Genomic DNA, 24,410 nt, shown 5'->3' with positions numbered 1-24,410 from the left:
TACCGCCGATCGCCGCAGTTCTCACCCGCCGCCCGGCACCGGCAGGAGCGCCAGTTCGGGCCAGCCGTTGCCGGGCAGGGTCGTCATGAGCACGCGCGGGGTCTCGACGAGCGCCGCCGGCCACTCACGCTGGATCTTCGGGATCAACGGCGACTTCAGGTGGTCTTCGACGCCTTCCTCGCGGTGCCCTTCCAGCAGGAAGAAGACGTTCGGTTCGTCGACGCTGCGCGCCCACCAGAACCAGAGCGTGCCGGCTTCGGCTCTGGTGGCGCGGGTGAACTCCTCGACGACGTCGAGCCAGCGCCCGGCCCAGTCTTCCCGGACGGTGAAGCGGATGACGACGACCTGCATCAGCGGGTCCACCTTCCCAGGACCGCGGCCCAGTCCCCGGACGTGACGTCGCCGGCCCAGGCGACGTAACCGTCCGGGCGCACCAGCAGTCCCGGCCCGTCGTCCGTGCGGTGCGCCACCGGCACGGGCGCCGCGACCCGCCCGGCGTCCCGGCCCGCGACGAGCACGAAACCGCCGCGGCGCAACGCTTCCGGCAGCCGGCCGTCCCGCAGCGGAAGATCGCCCGCGGGGGTGCCGGCCAGCCGGTGCTCGGACGCCTTGCGCCGGTAGCGGATGCCGGTCCCGGTGAACACCCCGGCGGCCTTGCGGGCGAACCGGCGGTTGCGCAGCAGCGCGCCGATCGCGTGGTTGCGGAGGAACCGCGACGGCCACGAGCGCACCGTCATCATCCGGATCGTGGCGCCGCTCGTGCGGAGCACCAGCTTGCCGACCGGGTGCCGTTCGGCCTGGTAGGTGTCGAGGATCGCGGGGTCGGCGCCGCCGAGCACGGCGGCCAGCTTCCAGCCGAGGTTGGCGGCGTCCTGGATGCCCGTGTTCATGCCCTGCCCGCCCGCGGGCGAATGGACGTGCGCGGCGTCGCCGGCGAAGAACACGCGACCCGAGCGGTAGGCGCCGATCTGGCGTTCGTCGCTGCGGAAGCGCGAAATCCAGCGCGTCTCGCCCATGCCGAAGTCGGTGCCCATCGTGCGCCGGAGGATGTCGCGCACCACCGCCGGTTCGGCGCGGAAGTCCGGGTCGTCCTCGTGGCGCCGGTCCCAGGCGATGACCCGGAACCAGCCGTCGCCGAAGGGAGCGAGGAACGCGAAGCTGTCCTTGACGGCGTCGACCGTGATGACCGTGTCCGGCGGCTCGGCGAGGCGGGCGTCGGCGAGCACGATCGAGCGCAGCAGCACCTTGCCCGGGAAGTCCGTGCCGGTCAGGCCGCGGATCGTGCTGTGCGCACCGTCGGCGGCGACGACGTAGGACGCCTTCCACGCCAGTTCGCCGGCGCGGACGACGACGCCGTCGTCCCGCGTGGTCACATCGGTGACGCCCACGCCGCGCACGAGCTGCGCGCCCTGGTCGCGGGCGTACTTCTCCAGCAGGGTGTCGACGCTGCGCTGCGGCGTCACGAGCAGGAACGGGAACCGCGACGGAAGCCGGGTCAGGTCGAGGCCCGCGCTGTTCCACAGGCTCAGGCTGCCCGCCTTCGTGCCCGTGGCGACCAGTTCGTCGGCGAGGCCACGGGCGTCCAGGACTTCGAGGGTCCGGGCGTGGGTCCCGAACGCCCGGCTGAGCGGTGACGCTTCGGCGTGCTTCTCGACGACCACGACCGAGCGGCCGGCGAGGGCCAGTTCCCCGGCCAGCATGCAGCCCGTCGGACCGGCCCCGACCACGACGACATCCACGGTGTCCACCGGCAACCTCCTAAGTCAACAGCGGGTGACTTAGACGGTAGCCAGCGTCCGCGCAGTAAGTCAACCGCCGGTGACTTATGCTGGCGGGGTGACCCCGCCCCGCCGCCGCTCCGCCCCCGCCACCCGCGCCGCGATCCTCGAGGCCGCCCGGACCCGCTTCGGTGCCCAGGGTTTCGACCGGGTGCGGCTGCGCGACGTCGCCGCGGACGTCGGCGTCGACCCGGCGATGGTCGTCCGCTACTACGGCACGAAGGAGGGCCTCTTCGCGGCGGCCGCGGAGTTCGAGCTGGACCTGCCGGACCTCACCGGGGTGCCCGCGGCGGACCTCGCGGCCGTGCTGATGCCGCGGTTCTTCGGCGTCTGGGAGGACGATGCCGGATTCCTGTCACTGCTTCGCGCGTCGACGACCAGCGAAGCGGCGGCGGCGAAGATGCTGGAGCTGTTCACCGGCCAGGTGACCCCGGCCGTCGCCGCGGTCGTGGCCGACCACGCACCCGAGCGCGCCGCGCTGCTGGGTTCACAGATCCTCGGCCTGGCCCTCTCGCGTTACGTGCTGAAGGTGCCGCCGCTGGCGGACATGGGCCGCGACGAGCTGACGGCGTGGGTCGCGCCGGTCATCCGCCACTACCTCACCGACCCCGTGCCGAAGAACTCGCTCAGCTCGGCGGCCACCAGTTCGGGCCGCTCCTCCGGGACGTAGTGGTCGCACGGCAACGCCCGTCCCCGGACGTCATGGGCGTACGCCCGCCAGACGTCGAGCACGTCGTAGGTGCGGCCGACGAAGCTGTGCTCGCCCCACAGGGCCAGCAGCGGCGTTCGCACCTTCCGCCCGGCGTCGGCCGCGTCGTGCTCCAGGTCGACGCCCGCGGCCGCCCGGTAGTCCGAACAGGACGCCGCGATGGCCGCGGGATCGGCGAAACACCGCACGTACTCCCGGATCGCCGCCGGGTCGAACGGGGTTCCGCCGTGGTGGCGGGCGTTCATCCGGGCCGTGATCCAGAACTCCGGGTCGGCGCCGATCAGGCGTTCCGGGATGCCGTTGCCCGTCGCCAGGAAGAACCAGTGGAAGTAGCCGAGCCCGAATTCCTTGTCCGCGTGGTCGAAGGCGTGCCGGGTCGGGACGATGTCCAGCACGGCCAAGGCCGAGACCGCCTCCGGCGCGTCGAGGGCGAGCCGGTGCGCGACGCGGCCGCCGCGGTCGTGCCCCGCGACGCCGAACCGGACGAAGCCCAGCGCCTGCATCACCAGGAGCTGGTCGCGGGCCATGACGCGTTTCGAGTACTCGACGTCACCGTCGCCCGGGGCCGGCTTGTCGCTGTCGCCGTACCCGCGAAGGTCGGCGAGCACGACCGTGTGGTCCGCGGCCAGCTTCGGGGCGACGTGGTGCCAGATCAAGTGCGTCTGCGGGTACCCGTGCAGGAGCAGGAGCGGCGGCCCGTCGCCGCCGACGGCGCAGTGGATCCGCACCCCGTCGGCGTCGACCGAGCGGTGGGCGAAGGTGTCCGGCAAGGTCATGAAAGGTGCTCCAGGACGGCTCGGGTGAAGGTCTCGGTCGTCGCCGTGCCGCCGAGGTCGGGCGTGCGGACGGCCGTGCCGGCGAGGACGCCGGCGATGGCGCGTTCGACCTCCTCGGCGGCTTCGGCGTGGCCGAGGTGGTCCAGCATGAGCGCCGCGGTCCAGATCGCGCCCAGCGGGTTGGCGGTGCCGCGGCCGGCGATGTCCGGCGCCGAGCCGTGCACCGGCTCGAACATCGACGGGAAGTCGCGCTCGGGGTTGAGGTTCGCCGCCGGGGCGATGCCGATGCCGCCCGCGACCGCCGCGGTCAGGTCGGACAGGATGTCGCCGAACAGGTTCGACCCGACGATCACGTCGAACTGCCCGGGATCGAGGACGACCTTGGCGCACAACGCGTCGATGTGCTCGGCGGCCCAGGTGACGTCCGGGTGGGAGGCGGCCGTCTCGGCGACGATCTCGTCCCAGAACGGCATGGTGTGCACGATGCCGTTGGACTTGGTCGCCGACGTCAGCCGGCCGCGGCGCCGCCCGGCCAGGCGGAAGGCGTACTCGGCGACGCGGGTGGTGCCGGCCCGGGTGAACACGGCCTCCTGGACCGCCATCTCGTCCGGGAAGCCGCGGCCGAGGCGGCCGCCGATCTCGCTGTACTCGCCCTCGACGTTCTCCCGGACGACGACCAGGTCGACCTCGCCGGGGCGCGCCCGCCGCACCGGGCTCTCGACGCCTTCGAAGACCTTCACCGGCCGGAGGTTGACGTACTGGCGGAAGGTCCGGCGGATCGGGATGAGCAGGCCCCACAGGGAGACGTGGTCGGGCACCGACGGGTCGCCGACCGCGCCGAGGAAGATCGCGTCGTGGTGGCGGATCCGGTCGAGGCCGTCGTCGGGCATCATCGCGCCGAGCTCGGTGTGGCGCCGGCAGGACCAGTCGAAGGCGTCGTAGGCGAACGTGACGCCGTGGCGCCGTCCGACGGCGTCGAGCACGCGGCAGGCGGCGGGCGTGACTTCCTGGCCGATGCCGTCCCCGGGGATGAGTGCGATGCGGTGGGTGACCATGTCCTCGATGGCATCACCCGCCCGAGGGCCGCGTCCAAGACGTGGTCCCACCCCGTGTTATCGGCTCAGGCTATAAGCGACGTCGAGGAAGGCCTTCGCGGCCGGCGTGAGGCCGCCGGTCCGGCTGACCAGGGCGAGGTGCAGGTGCCGCGCCGGCGTGAGCTCGAGAACGAGGGCGCCGGCCTGCCGCGCGAGGGGCGCCCAGGAGTCGGTGAGCACGGCCACCCCGACGCCGCCGAGCACGAGCGGCAGGATCGCTTCGCGGTGCTCGGTTTCGACGACTTCGGTCAGGTCGACGCCGCCGGCGCGGATCTCGTCGACCAGCTGCCGCATGCCGGTGCCGAGCTGGCCGACGATCACGCGGTGCCCGGCGAGGTCTTCGTGCCGCACGACGCTGCCGGGCGCGAACGGCCCGTCCTCCGGGCCGACGAGCACGAACCGCTGCGTCCCGACGTCCCGCACCTCGACACCCGCGGCGGCGAGCGGCTCACCGGCCCCGAGCAGCCCCAGCTCCGTCTGTCCACTCCGGACCTGGGCGACGACCTCGCCGGCGGTGAACGCCGCCCGGACGGACACCGACAGCCCGGGATGGCGTTCGGTGACGGCCTTGATCATCCCGGCCAGCGGCTCGACGGCCTGCGACGGCATGGCCGCGATCTCGATCCGCCCGGCCTCCAGCCCCGCGACGGATTCGACGCTGGCACGCGCGTTCTCGAGCCCGCGCACGACCTGCCGCGCGGGCTCGATCAGCGCCCGGCCGGCATCGGTGAGCACGAGCCGCCGCCCGACGCGGTGGAAGAGGTCCTGCCCGAGATCTCGTTCGAGCGCGCGAAGAGCCTGCGAAAGCGAGGGTTGCGCGACGTACAGCGCCACGGCGGCCTTGTTCACGCTGCCGTGGTCGACGACGGCGAGGAAGTAGCGCAGGTGCCGGGCGTCCATGCGGGCCAGTCTGGCAGGAAAGGGCGTAGCCCACCCCTCAGCCGCGGGCCACCCGGCGGGCCACCGCGAACCCCGTGCCCAGCAGGACCGCGCCGCCCGTGATCCACGGCCACAGCGGCATCCGCTCCTCCGCCGGTGGAGGAGCGGCCGCTGCCGGAGCCGCGGCGCCCGGGCCCGCCGTCGTCAGCCGGAACGGGACCGCTCCGGAGACCGGGTGGCCGTCCGCCGAGGTGACTCGATACCGGATCGTGTAGGTGCCCACCGCGCCGAGCGGGCGCAGCGGGGTCGTGACGCGAGCGTCCACAACGGACGCCGGGCCGTCGCTGGATCCGATGCTGCTCGTCGCCGGGCTGGTCACCGGGATCGCCGTCCTGTGCCTGCTGCTCCTCGGCTCCCGGCGCGCGTCATGAGGTCACTCGAAGAACTTGAGGCTCCAACCGGTGTCGGTGTTCGGGCCCGGGACGTTGGCCCGGCTGTAGGTCGTCGAGCCCCACCAGCAGAAGCTTCCCGTGTACCAGTACCGGTTGGCCCACGAGTACGGCGTGCCCTTCGGGACGGCGTGGAACATCAGCGGGAACTTCGGGCCGGCGGGCGGGCTCGTCGCGATGTCGCCGTCGAGCAGGACGAAACTGTTGTGGCCAGGGCCGTTGACGTACAGCGTCGGGTCCCAGCCGGTCATCATCGTGGCGCGGTTCGAGCCGAACAGGCAGCCGTTCGACTTGTACCAGTCCCACACGTAGGTCGGGTCGCCGCCGGCGCGCAGGCGGAGCTCGGCCAGGCAGTACTGGTCGCTCCAGCTGCCGTTGGCCGAGTAGACGATGTGCAGTTGCCCGTTGGGGTCCTTGACGGCTTCGGGCGCCTCGTTGATGTACGGGTTGCCGACGACCCGCTCCCAGCTCTCGCGCGGCTGGGAAATGACGTACCGGGCCCCGGCCGGCGTCGTCGGGCTGCTCATCCGCGCGATGTAGAGGTTCTGCTCGACGTTCGTGTCGCCCGCCCAGCCGGACCAGACGAACCAGCGCTGCCCGCCGAAGGTGAACATCGTGCCGTCGATGGCCCACTTGCCGTCGGGGAGCGCGAGCTGGGTCTCGGCGGTGTAGCCGCTGTCGGCGGTGCTGGAGCTGATCACGTACATCCGGTGCGCCGCCCCGGTCCCGGCCGTGAAGTAGACGTAGAACCGGCCGCCGTCGGTGACGATTTCGGGGGCCCACACTTCGCCGAGACCCCGGCTGTCCGACCAGATCCGCCGGGCGGTGGCGCTCGCCAGGCCGTCGGGCGAGGAGGCTTGACGCACCACTATCCCGCCCCCGGAGGACTGCACGCCGACGTAGGTGGAGCCGACCCGCAGCACACTGGGATCGGCGGCCCGCAGGCTCGTCTGCCCGGCCTGCGCGACACCGGCGGCGAAGAGCAGGAAAACGACTGCGCACAGGAAGAACCGGGAGAGCTTCATGACCACGTCCCTCGGTTGATCCCGGCTCGGGTGGGTCCGGGAACCGACAGCAGGATCACCCGGGACCGCCCGGATCCGGTAGCGCCGCAAGCGCTTGCTCGATCCAGAACCCCCAAGATTGGTCTGAACCGGTGAGCGCCGGGCGCGGGTCGCGGACAGCTCCGGCACGCCTGACCGGCCGGCCGCGGCTTATGCTCGGGGCCGTGCCGCATCGAGGTCGTGCTCCCGGGGCCACCGGGCCCGTGCTCGGCCGTGCCCTGCGGGTGCTCGGCGCGTTCACGCCGGACCGGCCGGTGTTGCGGCTGGGCGAGATCGCCCGCCGGGCCGGGGTGCCCGCCGCGACCGCGCACCGCGTGCTGCGGGAGTTCTGCGAATGGGGCGCGCTCGAACGGGACGAGTCGGGTGCCTACCGCGTCGGGCTGCGGCTCTGGGAGCTCGGCTCGCTCGCGCCACGCGGGCTGGGCCTGCGTGAACGCGCGCTGCCGTTCCTCGAAGACCTCTCCCAGATCACCCGGGAGAACGTGCAGCTCGCCGTCCGCGAAGGCACCGAGGTCGTCTACATCGAACGGATCGCCGGGACGGGCGCCGTCCCGGTGCTGACGCGCGTCGGCGGGCGGTTCGCCCTGACCGCGACCGGGGTCGGGCTCGTCCTGCTCGCCCACGCGCCCGCCGAGGTGCAGGAAGACGTCCTCGGCAGCCCGATCGAGCGGTACACCACCGCGACGGTCACCGATCCGGACCGGCTGCGGCACATGCTGGCCGACGTGCGCACCCACGGGTTCTCCATCAGCGAGCGCCAGGTCACCCTCGACAGCCTCTCGGTCGGCGCGCCGATCCACGACGGCCGCGGCCAGGTGGTCGCGGCGGTGTCGCTCGTCGTGCGGCACGGCAGCGCGACCCCGCACACGCTGGCACCACTGGTGATGACCAGCGCCCGGGCGATCTCGCGCGCCCTCGGCTGAGTTTTCCATCTTATGGAATCGCCCTTCGTGGGCGGCGGAGCGTTGCCGCACGCTGTGAGCCCCGCCACGAAAGGACGAACACGATGACCGCCATCCCCCGTGACCAGTGGTACGTCGCCGCCTACGGCACCGAGATCGGCCGGGACCTGTTCAGCCGCACGATCTGCGGCGAGCCGATCCTGTTCTGGCGGACGCGCGACGGCGGCGTCACCGCGATGGCCGACCGCTGCGTGCACCGGCGCTTTCCGTTGTCGCAGGCGCCGTCCCGGCTCGTCGACGACCAGGTCGTCTGCGGGTACCACGGCTTCACCTACGGCACCGACGGCAGGTGCGTGTCCGTGCCCGGCCAGGCCCGGGTGCCGCGGACCGCGCGGCTGACGCGCTATCCCGTGGTGGAGCAGGACTCCTTCGTCTGGGTGTTCATCGGCGACCCGGAGAAGGCCGGCACGGCGAAGATCCCGCGGGCGCCCTACCTCGACTCGCCCGGGTACACGACGGTCGCCGGCATGGAACCGCTGCGGGCGCGCTACTCGCTGCTCGTCGACAACCTGCTGGACCTCTCGCACGAGACGTATCTGCACGGCGGCTACATCGGCACACCGGAGGTCGCGGAAACGCCGATCACGACCGAGGTCGACGACGAGGCCGGGATCGTCTACGTGTCGCGGCACATGGCCGACGCCGCGTGCCCGCCGTTCTACGCGAAGTCCACCGGCCTGCAGGGCCGGATCACGCGCTGGCAGGACATCGAGTACACGCCGCCGTGCCTGTACAAGCTGCACAGCCGGATCGCGCCGGTCGGCTCGGTGCCGCACCCGGACGGCAGCGACCCGGACGCCTTCCACGTCGAGGTCGTCTACGCGATCACCCCCGAAACCGAACACTCGACGCACGACTTCTGGGCGGTGGCCCGGGACTTCGCGCTCGACGACGAAGACGTGTCGGCGTTCCTCGCGGAGAACAACCGCACGGTGGTCCTGCAGGACGTCGAAGCGCTGGACGTCCTCGAGCGGGTGATCGCCGCCGAACCGGACGGTTACCAGGAGCTCTCGGTCAACATCGACACCGGCGGCCTGGCGGCCCGGCGGCTGCTGCAGCGGCTGGTGACGTCGTGACGCGCCCGATGCTGACCGGCGACCGCGTCTACCGCATCCACTGGGTGCTCGGCACGGACCGGCTCCGCGCGGTCTGCCACTGCTCGGCGGAGCGCGAGTTCGACGACCCGGTGCAGCTGTGGGAATGGCTGCTCGCCCACCCCGAAGGACACTGATGAAGCTCCTGGTGGAAACCAAGGAAAAGCTCGCCGACGGCGTCGTCCGCCTGACGCTCCGGGCGCCCGGCGGGCAGCCGCTCCCGGCCTGGGAACCGGGCGCGCACGTCGACCTGGTGCTGCCCGGCGGCGTCCGGCAGTACTCGCTGTGCGGCCGTCCCGGCGACCCCTACCAGGTCGCGGTCCTGCGCGAGCCCGGCGGCCGCGGCGGCTCGGCGTACGTCCACGACGAACTCGAAGCCGGGCACCAGGTCCAGGTCGACGGGCCGCGCAACCACTTCGCGCTCGTCGACGCCAAGCGCTACCTGTTCGTCGCGGGCGGCATCGGCATCACGCCGCTCCTGCCGATGATCGAGCAGGTCGCCGAGGCGGGCCGCGAGTGGCAGCTCGTGTACGGCGGCCGGACGCGGTCGTCGATGGCCTTCACCGAAGAACTCCGGCGCCACGAAGGCCGCGTGACGATCCGGCCGCAGGACGAACACGGGCTCCTCGACCTGCCGGCCCTGCTGGCCGAGCCGCGCCCGGACACCGCGGTGTACTGCTGCGGCCCGGAACCCCTGCTGGCCGCGGTGGAACAGCTGTGCGCCGGCTGGCCCGAGGACGCTCTGCGCGTCGAGCGGTTCGCCCCGAAGCCGGACGACGGGCCGCAGACGGCGTTCGAAGTCGAGCTCGCCGGGTCCGGTCGCGTGCTGGAGGTGCCCGCGGACCGGTCGATCCTCGAAGTGGTCGGGGAATCCGGGGTGAGCGTGCTGTCGTCCTGCCAGGAAGGCACGTGCGGAACCTGCGAAACCGGTGTGCTCGGCGGAACCCCGGACCACCGCGACTCGGTGCTGACCGCGGCGGAACGGCGCGAGGGCGACGTGATGATGATCTGCGTGTCACGCTCGTGCTCACCCCGGCTCGTCCTCGACCTCTGACCACGCTCCCGCGGGTCCGTGGTCCCCGTCGACGGGCGGGCGGACCGACCGCCACAATCCGGGGTCATGGGTGTCGTCTGGTTGCTGGTCCCCGGTGTCGCGCTCGGCGTGGCCGCCCTCGTCTTCGCGGCGATGGCCCTCTTCGGCTCGCGGCCCGCGCGGTACCGGCTGCTGCTGGTCGGGAGCATGCTGGGCGCGGGCTGCGCGCTGCTGCTGGTCACCGGGTGGCTGCTCGGCGACCCCGCCACGCCGCGGGGTGACGCGCTCAAGACCGGCGGGCTGGCCGGCGGCGCGATCCTCGCGCTGTACGCCCTGTGGATCAACGACCGGCGGCGGCGCACCGAGGAGGCCCGTCACGAGGTCGAGCGCAACCGGGCGCAGCAGGACCGCGAGCGGACGGAGAACGAGCAGTTCGCGAAGGCCGTCGAGCTGCTCGGCCACGACGCCGACCAGGTCAGGGTGGGTGCGTTGCACGCGCTGGCCGGGCTGGCGCGCAACCGCCCCGCCTACACGCAGACCGTGCTCGACGTGCTGTGTTCGTACCTGCGGCGGCCGTTCACGCACCCCAGCTACGCCGCGCAGCCGGACAACCCGGACGAGGCGATCGTCGAGCCCGACGAGGCCTGGCCGGCCGAGCGCATCGCCGAAGCCGACCGCGAACAGCAGGTCCGGCTCACCGCCCAGCGCCTGATCGCCGCGCTGCTCCCCCGCTCCGAAGACGAGGACGCGGCCCTCTACGACCTCGACCTGACCGCGGCGCACCTCGAGTACCTGGACCTGACCGGCCGCCGGCTCGGCCGGCTCATCGCCCGCCGCGCGCGGCTGCACGGCGCCAACCGGCTCGGCCGCGTCCGCGTCGACCGGCCGGCGCTGTTCTCCGGCGCCACCTTCCACGGCCGGACCGACCTGCACCGCGCCCGCTTCGACGGCGGGCTGTCGCTGTTGAACGCCGAGGTCAAGGGCCTGTGGCGGGTTCCCGACGCGAGCGTCCGGGACTTCGCCGACCTGCGAACGGCCGCGCCCGGGCAGCAGGTCGGCGAACTGACCCTCGTCGGCGACTGCACGCTCAAGGCCGCCGAAGACAGCGGCTGGGCGACGCGGCCGGGTTAGGGCAGCACGACCAGCTTGCCGGCGGCCCGGTCCTCCTCCATGTACCGGTGGGCCTCGACGATGTCGTCCAGCGCGAAGACGCGGTCGACGTTGGGCCGGTAGACGCCGGCCTCGACCTCGTCGACGATCCGCTGCAGCACCTCCGCGCGGCCCTTCATGTCGTCGCTGTGGAACGCCGTCAGCCGGGTGCCCGACGGGATCATCGCCACCGGCTGGAAGTCCGCGATCGACCAGCCGCTGAGCGAGCCCGCCACGCAGACCGTGCCGCCCCGGCGGACCAGCCGCAGCGACGCCACCGCCGTGCGCGCGCCGACGAGGTCCAGCACGCGGTCCGGCCCGCCGGGCCAGACCGGGCCGAGGTCGGTCGACCCGTCGTCGATGAGGACGTGCTGGACGCCGGCCGCGGTGAGCGCGCCGGCTTTCTCCGGGTTTCGCGTCGTCGCCGCGACTTCGAGCCCGTGGCCGGCCGCGATCGACGCGGCCGCCAGCCCCACCGACGACGTCCCGCCGCGGATCAGCAGCTTCTGGCCCGGCGCGACGGCCAAGGCGTCCAATGCCCCGCGGGCCGTCAGGTACGTCTCGGGCAGCGCGGCGAAGACGTCCCAGGCCAGGGTGGTGGTGATCGGCATCAGCAAGGCGTTCGGCAGCAGGGCGTATTCCGCGTAGCCGCCGTCGAACTCGCGGCCCATCTCGCCCATCACCGCCGCGACGGTCGTGCCCTCGGGCAGCGCGGGATCGCTCGACGCGGCCACGACGCCGACGCATTCGATGCCGAGCACCCGCGGGAACCGCACGCCCGGGGAGTGCCCCTGGCGCGTCCGCAGCTCCGACCGGTTCAGGCCGGCGCCCTCGACCCGCACCAGGCTCCAGCCCTCGCGGACCGCCGGGACCGGCACTTCACGGACTTCCAGGGTCTCCGGGCCACCGGCTCCGACGCAGACCGCGGCTCGCATCGTCGTGCTCACGGCGTCACCGTCGCACGCGAAGATCGCTCCGGCAAAGCATTTTCGGCCGCGCCCCGGCCAAGGCCGTGCTCTCCACTGTGGACACGGCGTTCTGCCCCTCACCCCCGACGTGCCGCGCCCGCCGGGCACCCCGGACGTCGACCTCGACGTCGAAATCCCCGAGGCCGACCGCGAAGAGCCCGAGGACGAGGACGTGGCCGAACCGCCGAGTTGATCACCGGATCGAGGGAATCCGTGTCGCGAACGGTGGTCTTCGGGCTGCCCCGGCCCCGCCCGCCGTGCTTGGGTGGGGCCGGGTTGCCGGGGAGCGAGGAAGGAAGCTGCGGTGCGGACGTCCAAGGCAGGGCTGGCCATCGCCGTCTCGATCCTGGTGGCGGCCGCCGTGCCCGCCGCCGCGACCACGCCCGATCCGCTCGCGCCCTACCTCACCCAGAAGATCGCCTGGGACAAGTGCCCGTTCAAGGCGGCGAAGGCGCAGTGCGCGCTGATCACCGTCCCGCGGGACTGGGCTGCGCCCGCCGCGGGGACCGACCTGAAGGTGTCGATCAGCCGGGTCCCCGCCACCGGCGCACGAGAAGGCGCCATCCTGGTGAACCCCGGCGGGCCCGGCGGCCAGGGGACGTCGCTGGCCGACACGCTGGCCGGGCTCGAGCCGGCGGTGAACGAGCACCTCGACTTCGTCGGCATGGATCCCCGCGGCACCGGGCAGGAAGGCGGCGACGACGCCGGTTTCGTCTGCCGGGTGCCGACCGGGCGGATCCCGCAGGACGACGACCTCGACGCGCGCGACCGCTCGGCGCGGAGCATCACCCTGCACCAGCGGACGCCGCGCGCCGTGGCCGAGGCCTGTCAGAGCAACGCGCTCGCGCCGTTCGTCACCACCTGGCAGACCGCGCACGACATGGACCTGATCCGCGCGCTGCTGGGCGACGAGAAGCTGAACTACCTCGGCTACTCCTACGGGACCTGGCTCGGCGCGAAGTACGCGTCGCTGTTCCCCGGGCACGTCGGCAAGGTCGTTCTCGACTCGAGCGTGAACTTCGAAGGCCGGCTCCAGGCCGCGTTCGAAGCGTTCCCGAAGATCGACCAGCGCCAGTTCGACCGCGTCTACGCGCCGTGGCTCGCCCGCCGGTTCCCGGACCAGCTGGGCAAGACCGCCGCGGAGGTCAAGAAGACCTGGGAGCGGGTGCGCGCGTACTTCGGCGGCCAGGGGCTCTCGCCGGACGTCTACGACCACCTCTTCGTCGGCAATGGCAACGCGAAGCAGTGGCTGGTCGGCGCGCTGATCCTGACCAAGGGCGTCGAAGCCCTCGACGGCAAGACGCCGCCGGCCGCGCTCGACCCGGTGTCCCGCGCGGTCTTCGGCCGCCCGGCGGCCCGGCTGACCGCCGCGGACGTCGCGGCGGCCCAGCCGGACTACGCCGACGTGCCGGGCACCCGCCTGGCCGTGGCGTGCGGCGACCAGCCGACCCGCGCGGCGGCCTGGTACAAGCTGCTCAGCGACCTGCAGGGGCCGGAGTACCCGCTGTTCGGCTGGGCGTACGGGCTCAGCGAACCGTGCGGCTACTGGTCGGACCCGCCCAGCCACCCGCTGCCGAACCTGCCGCCGGAGGCCGCGAAGAACGTCCTGGTGGTGCAGGGCGAGTTCGATCCCCAGACCGGCTACGAACAGGCGGAGTCGGCGGCGCGGGCGGCCGGGGTCCCGATGCTCTCGGTGGCCGATTCGCCGTTCCACGGCCAGTACGCCGTCAGCGGCAATTCCTGTGTGGACGGTCTGGTGAGCGGCTGGTTCCGCGGCGCCGCCCGCCCGGCCGCGACGATCTGCCCGGGCGTCCCGCTGCCCGGCGAGAAGGACGTCTTCCCGGTCGCGGGCCCGGCGGGCGACCCGACCGAGCCGCCGGAGCCGGCGCCGCGCGACGCGACTTCGCCCGCGCGGCAACGGCTCCAGGAGTCGATCAGCGAGCTCAACCGCGGCCGCTGACGGGACCGCGGTGTGGCGGCTACCGAGCCGCGGAGTACGCGCCCGCGTCGAGGTCCTCGACCAGCGTCGGGCCCGCCGGGGTCCAGCCGAGCAGTTCCTGCGTGCCCGTGCTCGTCGCCGCGAGGTTCATCGCGAAGAACCCGCCCAGCCAGCCGAAGTGGCTCGGCACGTCGGCCGCCGGGATCGAGGCCACCGGCAGGTCGAACGCGCGGCCGATCGCCTCGGCGATCTCGCGGGTCGGCACGCCTTCCTCGGCGACCGCGTGCAGGCGCGCGCCCGCCGGGGCCTTCTCGAGGCCGAGCCGGACCATGCGGGCGGCGTCCGCGACGTGCACCGCCGCCCAGCGGTTGGTGCCGTCGCCCGGGTAGCCGGCGACGCCCTTCTCGCGGGCGATCGCCGAGAGGATCGCGATGAACCCGTGGTCACCGGTGCCGTGCACGGTCGGCGAAAACCGCAGGCTCACCGGGTGCACGCCGCGGTCGGCGAACTCCAGGGCGAGGTTTTCGGTGCCACCGCGCGGGGAGTCGGGGCCGTGGAACGGCGACGGGTCGGCTTCGGTCGCGGGCCGGCCCTGCTGGATGCCGGCGATCCCCGACGCCAGCAGCAGCGGACGGCCGCTGCCCGCGAGCGCGTCCCCGATGGTCTGGACGGCGGCCCGCTCGGCCGCGTTCGTCGCGGCCTGGTCGGCCCAGTCGTGCTTGTTCGCCAGGTGGATGACGGCGTCGGCCGCCTCGGCGCCGGCGCGGATGCCGTCGAGGTCGTCGAGGTCGCCGCGGCGGACCCCGGCGCCCTTGGCCTCGAGCTTCGCGGCGGACGCGGCGGACCGGGCCAGCCCGGTGACCTCGTGGCCGTGGGCGACCAGCTCGTCGACGACGGCGGAGCCGATCCAGCCGGAGGCCCCGGTGACGAAAACGCGCATGACGTGCACTCCAATGCGAGAGAGAATCGATGTCAGTGGCTGACATACGCCACCCTACGCCTTCATGTCAGTCGCTGTCATCATTAGACTCGGGAGCATGGTGCGCTGGGAACCGGGAGCCCCGGAGCGGCTGCAGCGGGCCGCCCTCGAACTGTTCGCGACCCGCGGGTTCGAGCAGACGACCGCGGCGGAGATCGCGCAGGCCGTCGGCCTGACCGAACGCACCTTCTTCCGGCACTTCAGCGACAAGCGCGAGGTGCTCTTCCACGGCCAGGAACTGCTGGTCAAGGCGTTCCTGGCCGGCGTGGACGCGGCCCCGCCGGAGGCGTCCCCGCTCGAAGTCGTCGCCGCGGCCCTGGAGTCGGCGGCGACCTTCTTCCCGGACGAGCGCCGCCCGCACTCCCGCACGCGGCAGTCCGTGATCGACCGCAACCCCGCGCTGCAGGAGCGGGAGCGGCACAAGCTGACCACGCTGGCCACGGCGGTCGCGGGGGCCCTGCGCGCCCGGGGCGTCGACGACCTCGCGGCCACCCTGGCCGCGGAGTCCGGCACGACCGTGTTCGGGATCTCGTTCATCCAGTGGCTGCGCGAAGACGAGGAGCGATCGCTGGCCGCGATCTCCGCGGCTGTGTTCGGCGAGCTGCTCACGCTGGCCGAGCAGGCTCAGCCCTTGCGCCCCACCAGGTGAAAGACGCGGCTGAGCCGGCGGTAGGGGTCGCGCCGGCCGGCCTCGAACTCGACCCGCGCCACCTTCTCGGTGTCGGCCGGGTCGACCTCGGCGCCGCCGAACCCGAGCCAGTCGACGAAGAGCCAGACGCCGTACCACTCCACGGGCGCGACACCCCGGCTCCGGAGCAGCTCGCCCAGCTCTTCGACGGTGTCGGCCCGGGTCGGGACGCCGAGCACGCCGACCTCGCTGCGGGCGTCGAACGCCGCCAGCGCGTCGTCCCAGCGGCGTTCCAGGGCCGGGCGCACGGCCATCGCGTGCGCGTTGCCGGTCATGACCGAGACGATCCCGCCGGGTCCGGCACAGCGGCACAGCTGCTCGACGAGCGGCTCGGGCCGGTCCAGGTAGCCGAGGACGCCGTGGCACAGGACGGCGTCGAACCGCCGGCCGTCCACCGCGTCCGCGGCGTGTTCGCCGTCGGCTTGCACGAAGGTCACCCGGAGGCCGGCCGGAAGCCGGTCGCGTGCCTTGTCCAGCATCGCCGGTGACGGGTCCAGCAGGGTGACGTCGTAGCCGGCCCGGGCGAGCGGGAACGACTGGTGGCCCGCGCCACCGCCGACGTCGAGCACCGCGGCCGGTGGCGGCGGGAGGTGCGCCAGCAGCTGGCGGTGCAACACGTACGTGCGCACGCGCCCCTTCACCGAGGCGTACGCGTCGTCGGCGAAGGAGCCGGCCAGCGCGGCCCAGGCGTCGTCACCCATCGGCGTTCCTCTGTCTCTTGTGGACGGAGCACCACGGGCTCCGGCTCAGCCGGGCGCACCCCGGAGCCAGCCGCGGGCGGCCTCGACCGTGGCGTGCACTTCGAGCACGGAGTCCAGCCGGGTGAGCTGCAACGCACGCAGCACCGGGTAGCGGTCGGCCACCACCGCGAAGGGCACTCCGTCCGCCGCCGTCTCCGTCGCGAGCTCGACGAGCACCTGCAGGCCCGCCGAACCGCAGAACCCGATCCCGCCGAGGTCGACGACGAGCGCGCCCGGGCGGTCGGCCAGCACGGCGCGGGCGCGCCCGCGCAGGGTCGGCGCGGTCCCGAGGTCCAGGTCGCCGACGGCCGCGACGACGACGGCTTCGGGCACGGCGTGCACCCGGATCGTCAGCGTCGGCGCCCGTTCGTCGGTCACGGTGCCGACCCTAGGTCGCCCGCATCGTTTTGTCATCGATTGGCGGGGTACCCCGGTCGCATGATTCAGCCGTCCGCCGTCACCTGGACGGCGGGTGCGGTCGCCCGGATGCTCGGGCTGCCGCCGTCGACCCTGCGGGCGTGGCACCGCCGCTACGACCTCCCGCTCTCGGCACCCCAGACGGGCAGCCACCGCCGCTACTCCCGTGCCGACGTCGACGCCCTCCTCCGCATGCGTCACCTGATCGAGCGGGGCCTGGGCGCGGAATCCGCCGCGGCCCGCGCGTTCGGCGGCGCCACCGACGTCACGACGCTGCTGACGGCGGTCCGGGAGCTGAAGATCGACGCGGCGGCCGCGCTCCTGGACGCGCACCTGGCCGGCCACGACGTCGTCGGCACGTGGGAGGACCTCTGCCGCCCCGCGCTCTCAGCCCTGAGCGACGACGACCGGTGCACCGACCTCGTGCACGGGCTCTCGTGGGCCATCGCCGCGGCCCTGCACCGCGTCCCGGCCCCGGCCGGAACGGCGGCCCCGGTGCTGCTGGCCTGCACCGACGGCGAACGGCACACCCTGCCGCTGGAGGCCTTGCGCGCGGCACTGGCCGAACACGGCCGCACGGCGCTGTTCCTGGGCGGCTCCATCCCCGAACCCGCTTTGCGCGACGCCGTCACCCGCACCCGGCCGTCGGCGGTCGCGGTGTGGAGCAGCAGCCCGGCGGCCGTCCCGCACGGGCTCGGCGCGCCCCGGCTGGTGCTCGCCGGCCCCGGCTGGCCCGCACGAGCCGGCCGAGCCGCCCGCCCGGCGACGCTCGGCGACGCCGTCAAGCTGCTGGTGAGCTGACCGCCGCCGGACTCGGCCGGTGGGACGCCCGCGAGGTTCCTGGCGTGCCAGCCGTGAGGGCGGCTTCCGCGCGACCCGGCGCAGGAAGGTCGGCGCCCCCGCCACCAGCCGCCCCGGCAACCAAGCCGCCCCGCCAACCAAGCCGCGCCCGCCACCAGCCGCCCCGGCGACCGAGCAACCCCGCCGCCCGCCAACCCGCCGACCGCCACCGACCAGCCCCGGCGACCAAGCAACCCCGCCACCAGCCGACCCCGCCCACCAAGCAACCCCCGCCCCGGCCGAGTCGGCGACCAGCCACTCCCTTCCGAGCAGGTCGAGCAGGTCGGGCACCTCTCGGCGGCCCGCTGAGCCTCCGGCGCCGCCGTCGGGCATCCTGAGTCCCGCTGTGTCCAGCGACGAGGGGACGAGGATGGGTGCTGCACCCGAGGTGACCGTGCCGGCGAGCGTCGAGAGCCCGGTGCCGCCGAAGCCGCCGGCCTCCGGGGTGGCCCGGTGGCTGCTGGAGCACCGGGTCGCCCCGGTCGGCCGGCAGGGCGGTGAGGACCACGGCACGCCGCAGGCGTGGTGGAAGGTCATGTGCCTGACCGGCGTCGACTACTTCTCCACCCTCTCCTACCTGCCCGGCATCGCCGCGCTCGCCGCCGGGGCGCTTTCGCCGCTGGCCACGTTGCTGATCGTCGCGCTGACGTTGCTCGGCATGCTGCCGATGTACCGCCGCGTCGCGCGCGAAAGCCCGCACGGGCAGGGTTCGGTCGCGATGCTGGAGGACCTGCTGCCGTTCTGGCGCGGGAAGCTGTTCGTGCTGACGCTGCTCGGGTTCGTCGCGACGTCGTGGATCATCACGATCACCCTGTCCTCGGCGGACGCCACCGTGCACATGCTGGAAAACCCGTACCTGCCGGGCTTCCTGCACGGCCACGCCGTGCTCATCACCGTCGTGCTGCTGCTGATCCTCGGCGGGGTGTTCCTGCTGGGCTTCAGCGAGGCGGTCGGCGTCGCCATCCCGCTGGTCGCGGTCTTCCTGCTGCTCAACGCGATCGTCACGGTCGTCAGCGTCTTCCACCTCGACGCCGCGGACCTCTCCCGCTGGACCGACGCGCTGACCGCGGGCGGCGGCGGGTTCACCGGCGTGATCGGGCCCGCCGTGGTCGCGTTCCCGCTGCTGGTGCTGGGGCTGTCCGGGTTCGAAACCGGCGTCAGCATGATGCCGCTGGTCGCCGCCGAGGGGAAGACGCCCGAAGAGCGGCTGGAGTCGCGGATCCGCAACACGCGCAAGCTGCTGACGGCCGCCGCGCTGATCATGTCGGTGTTCCTGATCGCGACGAGCTTCATCACGACCGTGCTGATCCCGGCCGACGCGTTCAAGGACGGCGGCGAGGCCAACGGCCGCGCGATGGCCTACCTCGCCCACCACGAGCTGGGCGAGGTCTTCGGCACCGCCTACGACATCTCGAGCGTGCTGATCCTGTGGTTCGCGGGCGCGTCGGCGATGGCCGGGCTGATCAACATCGTCCCGCGGTACCTGCCCTCCTACGGCATGGCGCCGGAATGGGGCCGGGCGGTGCGGCCGGTCGTGATCGTCTACACGGTGATCAGCATCCTCATCACGGTCGCGTTCGGCGCCGACGTCAACGCGCAGGCCGGGGCGTACGCGACCGGCATCCTCGCGATGATGGTCTCGGGCGCGGTCGCGGTGAGCATCTCGGCGCTCCGGCGGCGGCAGCGCGGCGCGGCGATCGGGTTCGTCGTCCTGACGCTCGTGCTGCTGTACGCGCTGGTCGAGAACGTCATCGAAAAGCCGGACGGCATCGCGATTTCGGCGCTGTTCATCCTCGGGATCATCGTCGTCTCGCTGGTTTCGCGCGTGTCGCGGACGACGGAGCTGCGGGCCGAGCGCATCGAATTCGACGACGAGGCGCGCCGGTTCATCACCGAATCCCTGGCCCACGACGGCACCTTGCACATCATCGCCAACAAGCGCCAGGGCGGCGACGAAGCCGAGTACTCGGCCAAGGAAGCCGAACAGCGCTCGATGAACCCCGTCCCCGGCGCCGCCGACGTCCTGTTCCTCGAGATCGACGTGGTGGACCCGTCGGAGTTCGCCAATGTGCTCGAGGTGCGCGGCGTGGAGATCGACGGCTACCGGATCCTCCGCGCGGACAGCCCGGCGGCGCCGAACGCGATCGCGGCGATCCTGCTGGCCCTGCGCGACGTCACCGGCGTCCGGCCGCAGTGCCACTTCGAATGGGCCGAGGGCAATCCGCTCGGGCACCTGTTCCGCTACCTGATCCTGGGCCGCGGCGACACGGCGCCGGTGGTCAGGGAGATCATCCGCAGCAGCGAACCGGACCCCGGCCGGCGGCCGGGGATCCACGTCGGCGGCTGACCGCGGAGTTCACCCGGAACCCACTCGCGGTCCACCCCGGCCGGGTAGCTTGCCCCGCGTGAAGACTCCGCTCGCCCTGACCCTGTCCGCCGCGCTCACCCTGGCGCTGGGCACTCCAGCCTCGGCCGCGGGTGACGTGCTCGCGCCGGGGCTGACCGTCTCGACCACGGTCACCGGCGAAGGCACCGGCCACAACGCCTGGACCGTCACGGTGCAGGTGCCCGGCGGGTCGAGCCCCGACCCGGACGCGCCGCCGGCCGCGCTCGGCACCCGCGAGCACGCCGACGCGCTGGTGACCGCCTTGCGCGGCAAGGGTTTCGCGGCCCGCGCCGAACGGGTCGACTGGCCCGCGTTCGCCGACACCCCGCGCGGTGCCCTCGGCTGGCGGGTGCGCGTCGGCTCCTTCTCCGACCGCGCGCAGGCCGCCGCCACCGCGAGCGCCATGACGGCCGGCGGCTTCACCGGCTCTCCCGAGTGGACGGGCCAGGACGGGCCCGAAGCGCAAGGGCCGCAGCGCGTCGGCGTCGCCGTCGTCGATCCGCGGCGGTTCGGCGGGAGCGTGGTCGCGTCGCACGGCGAGTCCGTGGCCGGGCGGCGGACGACGTCGGCGCTGTCGGCCGCGGCCGGGGCGCTGGTCGGGACCAACGGCGGCTTCTTCGTCATCGACCCGAAGGACGGCATCCCCGGCGAACCGGCCGGCGTCGGTGTCTACCAGGGCCTGCTGCAGAGCGAAGCCACCGCCGGCCGGCCCGCGCTGCTGCTCGGCGCGCACCCGTCGATCGGGGTGCCGCGGACCGCGCTCGCCGTCGGCGGCCACGAGGTCAACGGCGTCAACCGCAAGCCCGGCGTCGTCCGCAACTGCGGCGAGCCCGGCGACGTCCCCACCGACCGCCCGCTGCACGACACGACCTGCACGCACCCGGACGAGCTGGTGCTGTTCACCCCGCAGCTCGGCACGCCGACCCCGGCCGGCGACGGCGTCGAAGCCGTGCTGGACGCCCACGACGTCGTCACGGCCGTGCGGCCGGCCGGCGGCGAAGTGCCCGCGGGCGGCCACACCGTGCAGGGCATCGGCGCGGCGGCGACGTGGCTTCGCGACCGCGCCCGGCCGGGCGCGAAACTGCCGGTCTCGACGCGGATCTTCGAAGGTCCCCGGCCGGTCCACCCGGCGGGCGTGGTCAACGGCGGGCCGTGGCTGGTCCGCGACGGGCGGGTCGCGATCGACGCGGCCGCGGACGGCGTCGTGCACCCGGGCGACCCGTCGTTCGTGTACGGCTGGGGCGTCAAGCGCAACCCGCGCACGATGGTCGGCCTCGACCGGCAGGGCCGCCTTCTGATCGTCACCGCGGACGGCCGTCAGCCGGGCTTCGCCGAAGGACTGTCCTTGGTGGAGGGTGCGCGGCTCATGGCCCGGCTGGGCGCGGTGACCGCGATCAACCTCGACGGCGGCGGCTCGACCGCGATGGCGATCGACGGCAAGCTGGTGAGCTCCCCTTCGGACGCGACGGGCGAACGCCCGGTCGGCGACGCCCTGCTGGTGCTGCCCCGGCGCTGACCGCCTGATGGTTGGATGATCGCGTGGAGCAGAAGAAATCATCCGAACGGCTGGTGTTCTTCACCGACGCCGTCGTCGCGATCGCGCTGACGCTGCTGATCCTGCCGCTCGCGGACCTGGTCCCGGAGCTGGTGGCCGAGCACAAGCCGGCGATGGACGCCGTCACCGAGAACTGGTCGAAGATCTTCAGCTTCGTGTTGAGCTTCTTCGTGATCGGCCGGTTCTGGTCGGTCCACCACGGCATCTTCGAGCACGTGCGGTCGTACACCACCACGCTCGTGCGGGTCAACTTCGCCTGGCTGCTGACGATCGTGGTGCTGCCCTTCCCCAGCGAACTGATCGGCTCGTACCAGTCCGAGCGCTTCACCGTGGTGTTCTACCTGGCGACGTTGCTGGCCAGCAGCCTGTGCCACACGGCGATGGTGTTCCTCATCCGCCGGACCCCGGAGATCCGCGGGGACGCCGAGCCGGTGTCGGACGAGACGTGGTGGAACCACGTGCTGAGCGCGGTCGTGTTCGCGATCGCGGTCGTGGTGGCGCTGGTCAAGCCCAACCTCGGCTACTACGCGCTGCTGTTGCTGCTGTTCCCGGCGAGGATCGCCGTCTGGCTGCGGGGCCGCCGCGCCGCCGCGTAATTCGGTGGGCCGGGCGGCGCCGGGCCGCTATCGTGCCCCTGACCGTGACTCGACGCCGGGAGGTGAGCCCCATGAACGCTGTTTCGATGTGGGTGCTCCCCTCGTCGTCACGGTCGGGCGACTGACGTAGGGGTCGCCGGGAGCGCTTCGAGCACTCCCGAAAGGTACGAACCCATGGAAACTGTGCGATTCACGGCGGGCTCGCCCGCGGTGGAGATCACGCGCGTCGCCCCACGGCACTGGCACGCGCTGGACGACGACCGGGTGGCCGGGCGCGGCGAAGCCACCACGCGGCCCGACGGCCGGACGTTCCTCAGCATCGACGCCTGGCACCGCTCGGTCTTCGACCGGCTCGCCGACGCGATGCTGGCGGACCTGCCCGCACCCCTCCACACGGTCGTCGACGAGGCCGACCCCGACCTGATCGCGGGCTGGGAACGAGCCGGCTTCACGACCCGGCGGCGCGAGTGGGAGTACGTCGTCCCCACCGCCGGGCCGGGTCCGGTGCCGCCGCCGGGCGTCATGATCATGCCCGTTGGCGCGGCCGCCGAGGGCCCGCTGCGGGCACTCGACCGCGTGATCCGCGCCGAGGTGGAAGCCACGCTCGGCTGGCAGGAGATGCCAGCCGAGGTGCTGTCCCGGCCCCTCGACCCGGCGATGTACGCCGTGGCGGCCGAAGCCGGCGAGTACGTCGGCCTGGTCCGCGTGACCCAGGTGAAGCGGCTGCCGCGGATCGGGCTGATCGCCGTCCGCGCCGACCGCCGGCGCCGCGGCATCGCGAGGGCGTTGCTGGCCGAGGTCCTGGCTTCCTTGCACGCGGCGGGAATCCCGGCCGCGTCGGCCGAGGTGAACGAGGCCAACCCGGCGGCGACGGCGTTGTTCGAGAGCGCCGGCGCCCGGCGGGCGGGCAGCACCCTGGAGCTGGTACGCCGTGGCTGACAAGGGCATCGAAGTCGAGGGCACCGTGCTCGAGTGCCTGCGCAACGCCACGTTCAAGGTGGAGCTGCCGAACGGGCACCAGGTGCTCGCGCACATCAGCGGGAAGATCCGGAAGAACTACATCAAGATCCTCCCGTTCGACCGGGTGCTGGTGGAGCTGAGCCCGTACGACCTGAGCCGCGGCCGGATCCTGTTCCGCTACCGCACCTAGTCAGGTCTCCCGCAGGTCGTCGTGACTGGTCAGGGCGGTCCTGACCGCCCTGACCACTCACGACCGGTCAGCGCAGGCTGGTGGCTTCCCGCTCGACGGCCTCGCCCAGCTCCAGCAGGCCGAGCGTGCCGCTTTCCAGGCGCAGCAACGCGAACCGGCCGTGCGCCAAGGAGGGTTCGGGCGGGCGTTCCGACGCTGCACCCGCTTGCGGCCGGCCTAGCCGAGTTCGGCGAGCACCGCCCGGATCGCCGGGCTGGCGTCGGCGCTGCGGCGCCACGCCGCGTGCACCTCGCGCTTCGGCTGACGCCGCACCGGCCGGGCGACCAGGGCGTCGCCCAACGGCGGCCGGGCGAGGCGCGGGATCAGCGCGACGACGTCCCCGCCGGCGACCAGGGCGAGCTGCGTGGCGAAGTCGTCGACCAGGTGCCGGACGTCCGGCTCCGCCGGCGCGTCCGCGAAGAGCCGCCGGAACCATTGGTGGCACACGGTTCCCGGTGGGCTGGTCACCCACGCGTGGCCGAAGACCTCCGCGCCCAGCGGGGTGGTGGCCGACGCGAGCGGGTGCGTCCGGCTCATCACGACGTCGCCGACGTCAGTGTGCACGTGCTGCCGCGTCAGCGACGGCGGCAGTGGCGCGAGCAGGCCGTCGGCGTCGTGGACGAGGGCGAGGTCGGCCGTTCCGGCGTCGACGCTGCGCAGTGCTTCGTCGGGGTCCTGCTCGGTGACGTGCACGCGCAGGTCCGGGCACCGCGCCGCCAGCGCGGGCAGCAGCGGCGCGAGCAGGCCGCGGATGCCGGTCGAGAACGCCGCCACCCGGAGCGTGCCGCGCGGCGCACCGGCCGAGACGGACTGGGCCGCCTCGGCGCAGCGTTCCAGCGCCTGGAAGACCTCGGGTGCCGAGTCGGCGATGGCCTGCCCGGCCGGCGTCAGCACGACCCCGCGTCCCGCCGGCGCCAGCACCGGCACGCCGACCTGCCGTTCCAGGCGTTTGAGCTGCTGCGACACCGCGGACGCGGTGAACCCCAGCTCGTCGGCCGCGCGCGCCAGCGTCCCGAGCGCCGCCACCGACCGCAACGCGCGCAGGGCGCCGACCTCGATCATGAAGCCAGGCTACGCAGTACTGGCAAAAAAGCATCGCTGGACCGCACCAGTTGTGCCGGGCACA

At 73.3% G+C, this 24,410-nt stretch carries 26 protein-coding genes; 14 read left to right on the top strand and 12 right to left on the bottom strand.

Going from position 1 to position 24,410, the window contains the following annotated elements:
- Window positions 1-21: 21 nt before the first annotated feature.
- The gene (locus ACWEN0_RS37665) at window positions 22-351 is read right to left on the bottom strand and encodes a putative quinol monooxygenase (RefSeq protein ID WP_451984555.1); all 330 of its coding nucleotides are present in this window, start codon (window positions 349-351) and stop codon (window positions 22-24) included.
- Entirely contained in the window at window positions 351-1,748 is a 1,398-nt protein-coding gene (locus tag ACWEN0_RS37660) for an FAD-dependent oxidoreductase (protein ID WP_451984553.1), read from the bottom strand. The genes ACWEN0_RS37665 and ACWEN0_RS37660 overlap by 1 nt, the downstream gene beginning before the upstream one ends.
- A gap of 88 nt (window positions 1,749-1,836) precedes the next feature.
- Here ACWEN0_RS37660 and ACWEN0_RS37655 point away from each other — a divergent pair, with 88 nt between their 5' ends.
- Window positions 1,837-2,448, top strand: a complete 612-nt coding sequence (locus ACWEN0_RS37655) for a TetR/AcrR family transcriptional regulator (RefSeq protein WP_451984551.1) — start codon at window positions 1,837-1,839, stop codon at window positions 2,446-2,448.
- On the opposite strand, the gene ACWEN0_RS37650 is transcribed toward ACWEN0_RS37655, so the two are convergent.
- From ACWEN0_RS37650 to ACWEN0_RS37630, 5 genes are read right to left on the bottom strand one after another with little or no spacing between them, the layout of a single operon-like run.
- Window positions 2,373-3,263, bottom strand: a complete 891-nt coding sequence (locus ACWEN0_RS37650; RefSeq protein WP_451984549.1) for an alpha/beta fold hydrolase — start codon at window positions 3,261-3,263, stop codon at window positions 2,373-2,375. The genes ACWEN0_RS37655 and ACWEN0_RS37650 overlap by 76 nt on opposite strands.
- On the bottom strand, window positions 3,260-4,318 hold the full coding sequence (locus ACWEN0_RS37645; protein WP_451984547.1) for a tartrate dehydrogenase: 1,059 nt from the start codon (window positions 4,316-4,318) through the stop codon (window positions 3,260-3,262). The genes ACWEN0_RS37650 and ACWEN0_RS37645 overlap by 4 nt, the downstream gene beginning before the upstream one ends.
- Window positions 4,319-4,375: 57 nt before the next feature.
- The gene (locus ACWEN0_RS37640) at window positions 4,376-5,257 is read right to left on the bottom strand and encodes a LysR family transcriptional regulator (RefSeq protein ID WP_451984545.1); all 882 of its coding nucleotides are present in this window, start codon (window positions 5,255-5,257) and stop codon (window positions 4,376-4,378) included.
- 37 nt (window positions 5,258-5,294) lie between these two features.
- Window positions 5,295-5,615 (bottom strand): copper resistance protein CopC, encoded by a 321-nt coding sequence (locus tag ACWEN0_RS37635; protein ID WP_451984543.1) that lies wholly within the window; start codon window positions 5,613-5,615, stop codon window positions 5,295-5,297.
- A 54-nt stretch (window positions 5,616-5,669) separates the two neighbouring features.
- Entirely contained in the window at window positions 5,670-6,710 is a 1,041-nt protein-coding gene (locus ACWEN0_RS37630) for a glycoside hydrolase family 43 protein (RefSeq protein WP_451984541.1), read from the bottom strand.
- A gap of 191 nt (window positions 6,711-6,901) precedes the next feature.
- Between ACWEN0_RS37630 and ACWEN0_RS37625 the strand changes: the two genes are divergently transcribed.
- The 5 genes from ACWEN0_RS37625 (at window position 6,902) to ACWEN0_RS37605 (ending at window position 10,969) form a co-directional block, all read left to right on the top strand.
- Window positions 6,902-7,672 carry an IclR family transcriptional regulator gene (locus ACWEN0_RS37625; protein ID WP_451984539.1) on the top strand — a complete coding sequence of 257 codons (771 nt, stop codon included), beginning with the start codon at window positions 6,902-6,904 and terminating at the stop codon, window positions 7,670-7,672.
- Window positions 7,673-7,755: 83 nt separating this feature from the next.
- Window positions 7,756-8,787, top strand: a complete 1,032-nt coding sequence (locus tag ACWEN0_RS37620; RefSeq protein WP_451984537.1) for a Rieske 2Fe-2S domain-containing protein — start codon at window positions 7,756-7,758, stop codon at window positions 8,785-8,787.
- Window positions 8,784-8,942 (top strand): hypothetical protein, encoded by a 159-nt coding sequence (locus ACWEN0_RS37615; RefSeq protein ID WP_451984535.1) that lies wholly within the window; start codon window positions 8,784-8,786, stop codon window positions 8,940-8,942. The genes ACWEN0_RS37620 and ACWEN0_RS37615 overlap by 4 nt, the downstream gene beginning before the upstream one ends.
- Window positions 8,942-9,859 carry a PDR/VanB family oxidoreductase gene (locus ACWEN0_RS37610; RefSeq protein WP_451984533.1) on the top strand — a complete coding sequence of 306 codons (918 nt, stop codon included), beginning with the start codon at window positions 8,942-8,944 and terminating at the stop codon, window positions 9,857-9,859. Before ACWEN0_RS37615 ends, ACWEN0_RS37610 begins: the two co-directional genes overlap by 1 nt.
- Before the next feature lie 186 nt (window positions 9,860-10,045).
- Window positions 10,046-10,969, top strand: a complete 924-nt coding sequence (locus tag ACWEN0_RS37605; RefSeq protein WP_451984585.1) for a pentapeptide repeat-containing protein — start codon at window positions 10,046-10,048, stop codon at window positions 10,967-10,969.
- On the opposite strand, the gene ACWEN0_RS37600 is transcribed toward ACWEN0_RS37605, so the two are convergent.
- Window positions 10,966-11,922 carry a zinc-binding dehydrogenase gene (locus tag ACWEN0_RS37600; protein WP_451984583.1) on the bottom strand — a complete coding sequence of 319 codons (957 nt, stop codon included), beginning with the start codon at window positions 11,920-11,922 and terminating at the stop codon, window positions 10,966-10,968. The genes ACWEN0_RS37605 and ACWEN0_RS37600 overlap by 4 nt on opposite strands.
- Window positions 11,923-12,259: 337 nt before the next feature.
- Here ACWEN0_RS37600 and ACWEN0_RS37595 point away from each other — a divergent pair, with 337 nt between their 5' ends.
- On the top strand, window positions 12,260-13,915 hold the full coding sequence (locus tag ACWEN0_RS37595) for an alpha/beta fold hydrolase (protein WP_451984531.1): 1,656 nt from the start codon (window positions 12,260-12,262) through the stop codon (window positions 13,913-13,915).
- A 19-nt stretch (window positions 13,916-13,934) separates the two neighbouring features.
- On the opposite strand, the gene ACWEN0_RS37590 is transcribed toward ACWEN0_RS37595, so the two are convergent.
- The gene (locus ACWEN0_RS37590) at window positions 13,935-14,834 is read right to left on the bottom strand and encodes an SDR family oxidoreductase (protein ID WP_451984529.1); all 900 of its coding nucleotides are present in this window, start codon (window positions 14,832-14,834) and stop codon (window positions 13,935-13,937) included.
- Window positions 14,835-14,931: 97 nt separating this feature from the next.
- Between ACWEN0_RS37590 and ACWEN0_RS37585 the strand changes: the two genes are divergently transcribed.
- Window positions 14,932-15,522: a TetR family transcriptional regulator gene (locus tag ACWEN0_RS37585; RefSeq protein WP_451984527.1), complete on the top strand. Its 591-nt coding sequence runs from the start codon at window positions 14,932-14,934 to the stop codon at window positions 15,520-15,522.
- Here ACWEN0_RS37585 and ACWEN0_RS37580 read toward each other — a convergent pair.
- Together ACWEN0_RS37580 and ACWEN0_RS37575 are read right to left on the bottom strand one after the other, a co-directional pair.
- A complete protein-coding gene (locus tag ACWEN0_RS37580; protein WP_451984525.1) occupies window positions 15,498-16,262 on the bottom strand; it encodes a class I SAM-dependent methyltransferase in 765 nt (254 codons plus the stop codon). The two genes, ACWEN0_RS37585 and ACWEN0_RS37580, sit on opposite strands and share 25 nt — an antisense overlap.
- A gap of 45 nt (window positions 16,263-16,307) precedes the next feature.
- Window positions 16,308-16,679: an STAS domain-containing protein gene (locus ACWEN0_RS37575; protein ID WP_451984523.1), complete on the bottom strand. Its 372-nt coding sequence runs from the start codon at window positions 16,677-16,679 to the stop codon at window positions 16,308-16,310.
- Window positions 16,680-16,739: 60 nt separating this feature from the next.
- Here ACWEN0_RS37575 and ACWEN0_RS37570 point away from each other — a divergent pair, with 60 nt between their 5' ends.
- The 6 genes from ACWEN0_RS37570 to infA all read left to right on the top strand — a co-directional run bounded on the left by ACWEN0_RS37570 (window position 16,740) and on the right by infA (window position 23,245).
- A complete protein-coding gene (locus tag ACWEN0_RS37570; RefSeq protein ID WP_451984521.1) occupies window positions 16,740-17,519 on the top strand; it encodes a MerR family transcriptional regulator in 780 nt (259 codons plus the stop codon).
- Between the two features lie 409 nt (window positions 17,520-17,928).
- Window positions 17,929-19,905, top strand: a complete 1,977-nt coding sequence (locus tag ACWEN0_RS37565; RefSeq protein ID WP_451984519.1) for an amino acid transporter — start codon at window positions 17,929-17,931, stop codon at window positions 19,903-19,905.
- Between the two features lie 58 nt (window positions 19,906-19,963).
- The gene (locus ACWEN0_RS37560; RefSeq protein WP_451984517.1) at window positions 19,964-21,460 is read left to right on the top strand and encodes a phosphodiester glycosidase family protein; all 1,497 of its coding nucleotides are present in this window, start codon (window positions 19,964-19,966) and stop codon (window positions 21,458-21,460) included.
- Between the two features lie 23 nt (window positions 21,461-21,483).
- On the top strand, window positions 21,484-22,095 hold the full coding sequence (locus ACWEN0_RS37555) for a TMEM175 family protein (protein ID WP_451984515.1): 612 nt from the start codon (window positions 21,484-21,486) through the stop codon (window positions 22,093-22,095).
- A 174-nt stretch (window positions 22,096-22,269) separates the two neighbouring features.
- A complete protein-coding gene (locus tag ACWEN0_RS37550; RefSeq protein WP_451984513.1) occupies window positions 22,270-23,034 on the top strand; it encodes a GNAT family N-acetyltransferase in 765 nt (254 codons plus the stop codon).
- On the top strand, window positions 23,027-23,245 hold the full coding sequence (gene infA, locus ACWEN0_RS37545) for a translation initiation factor IF-1 (protein WP_451984511.1): 219 nt from the start codon (window positions 23,027-23,029) through the stop codon (window positions 23,243-23,245). Before ACWEN0_RS37550 ends, infA begins: the two co-directional genes overlap by 8 nt.
- A gap of 216 nt (window positions 23,246-23,461) precedes the next feature.
- Here infA and ACWEN0_RS37540 read toward each other — a convergent pair whose 3' ends face one another.
- Window positions 23,462-24,346: a LysR family transcriptional regulator gene (locus ACWEN0_RS37540; RefSeq protein WP_451984509.1), complete on the bottom strand. Its 885-nt coding sequence runs from the start codon at window positions 24,344-24,346 to the stop codon at window positions 23,462-23,464.
- Window positions 24,347-24,410 lie beyond the last annotated feature (64 nt).

The organism is Amycolatopsis sp. NPDC004378 (genome assembly GCF_053602455.1).
Note: the sequence above shows the minus strand (reverse complement) of the source record. Positions and strands in the feature narration are given on the sequence as shown.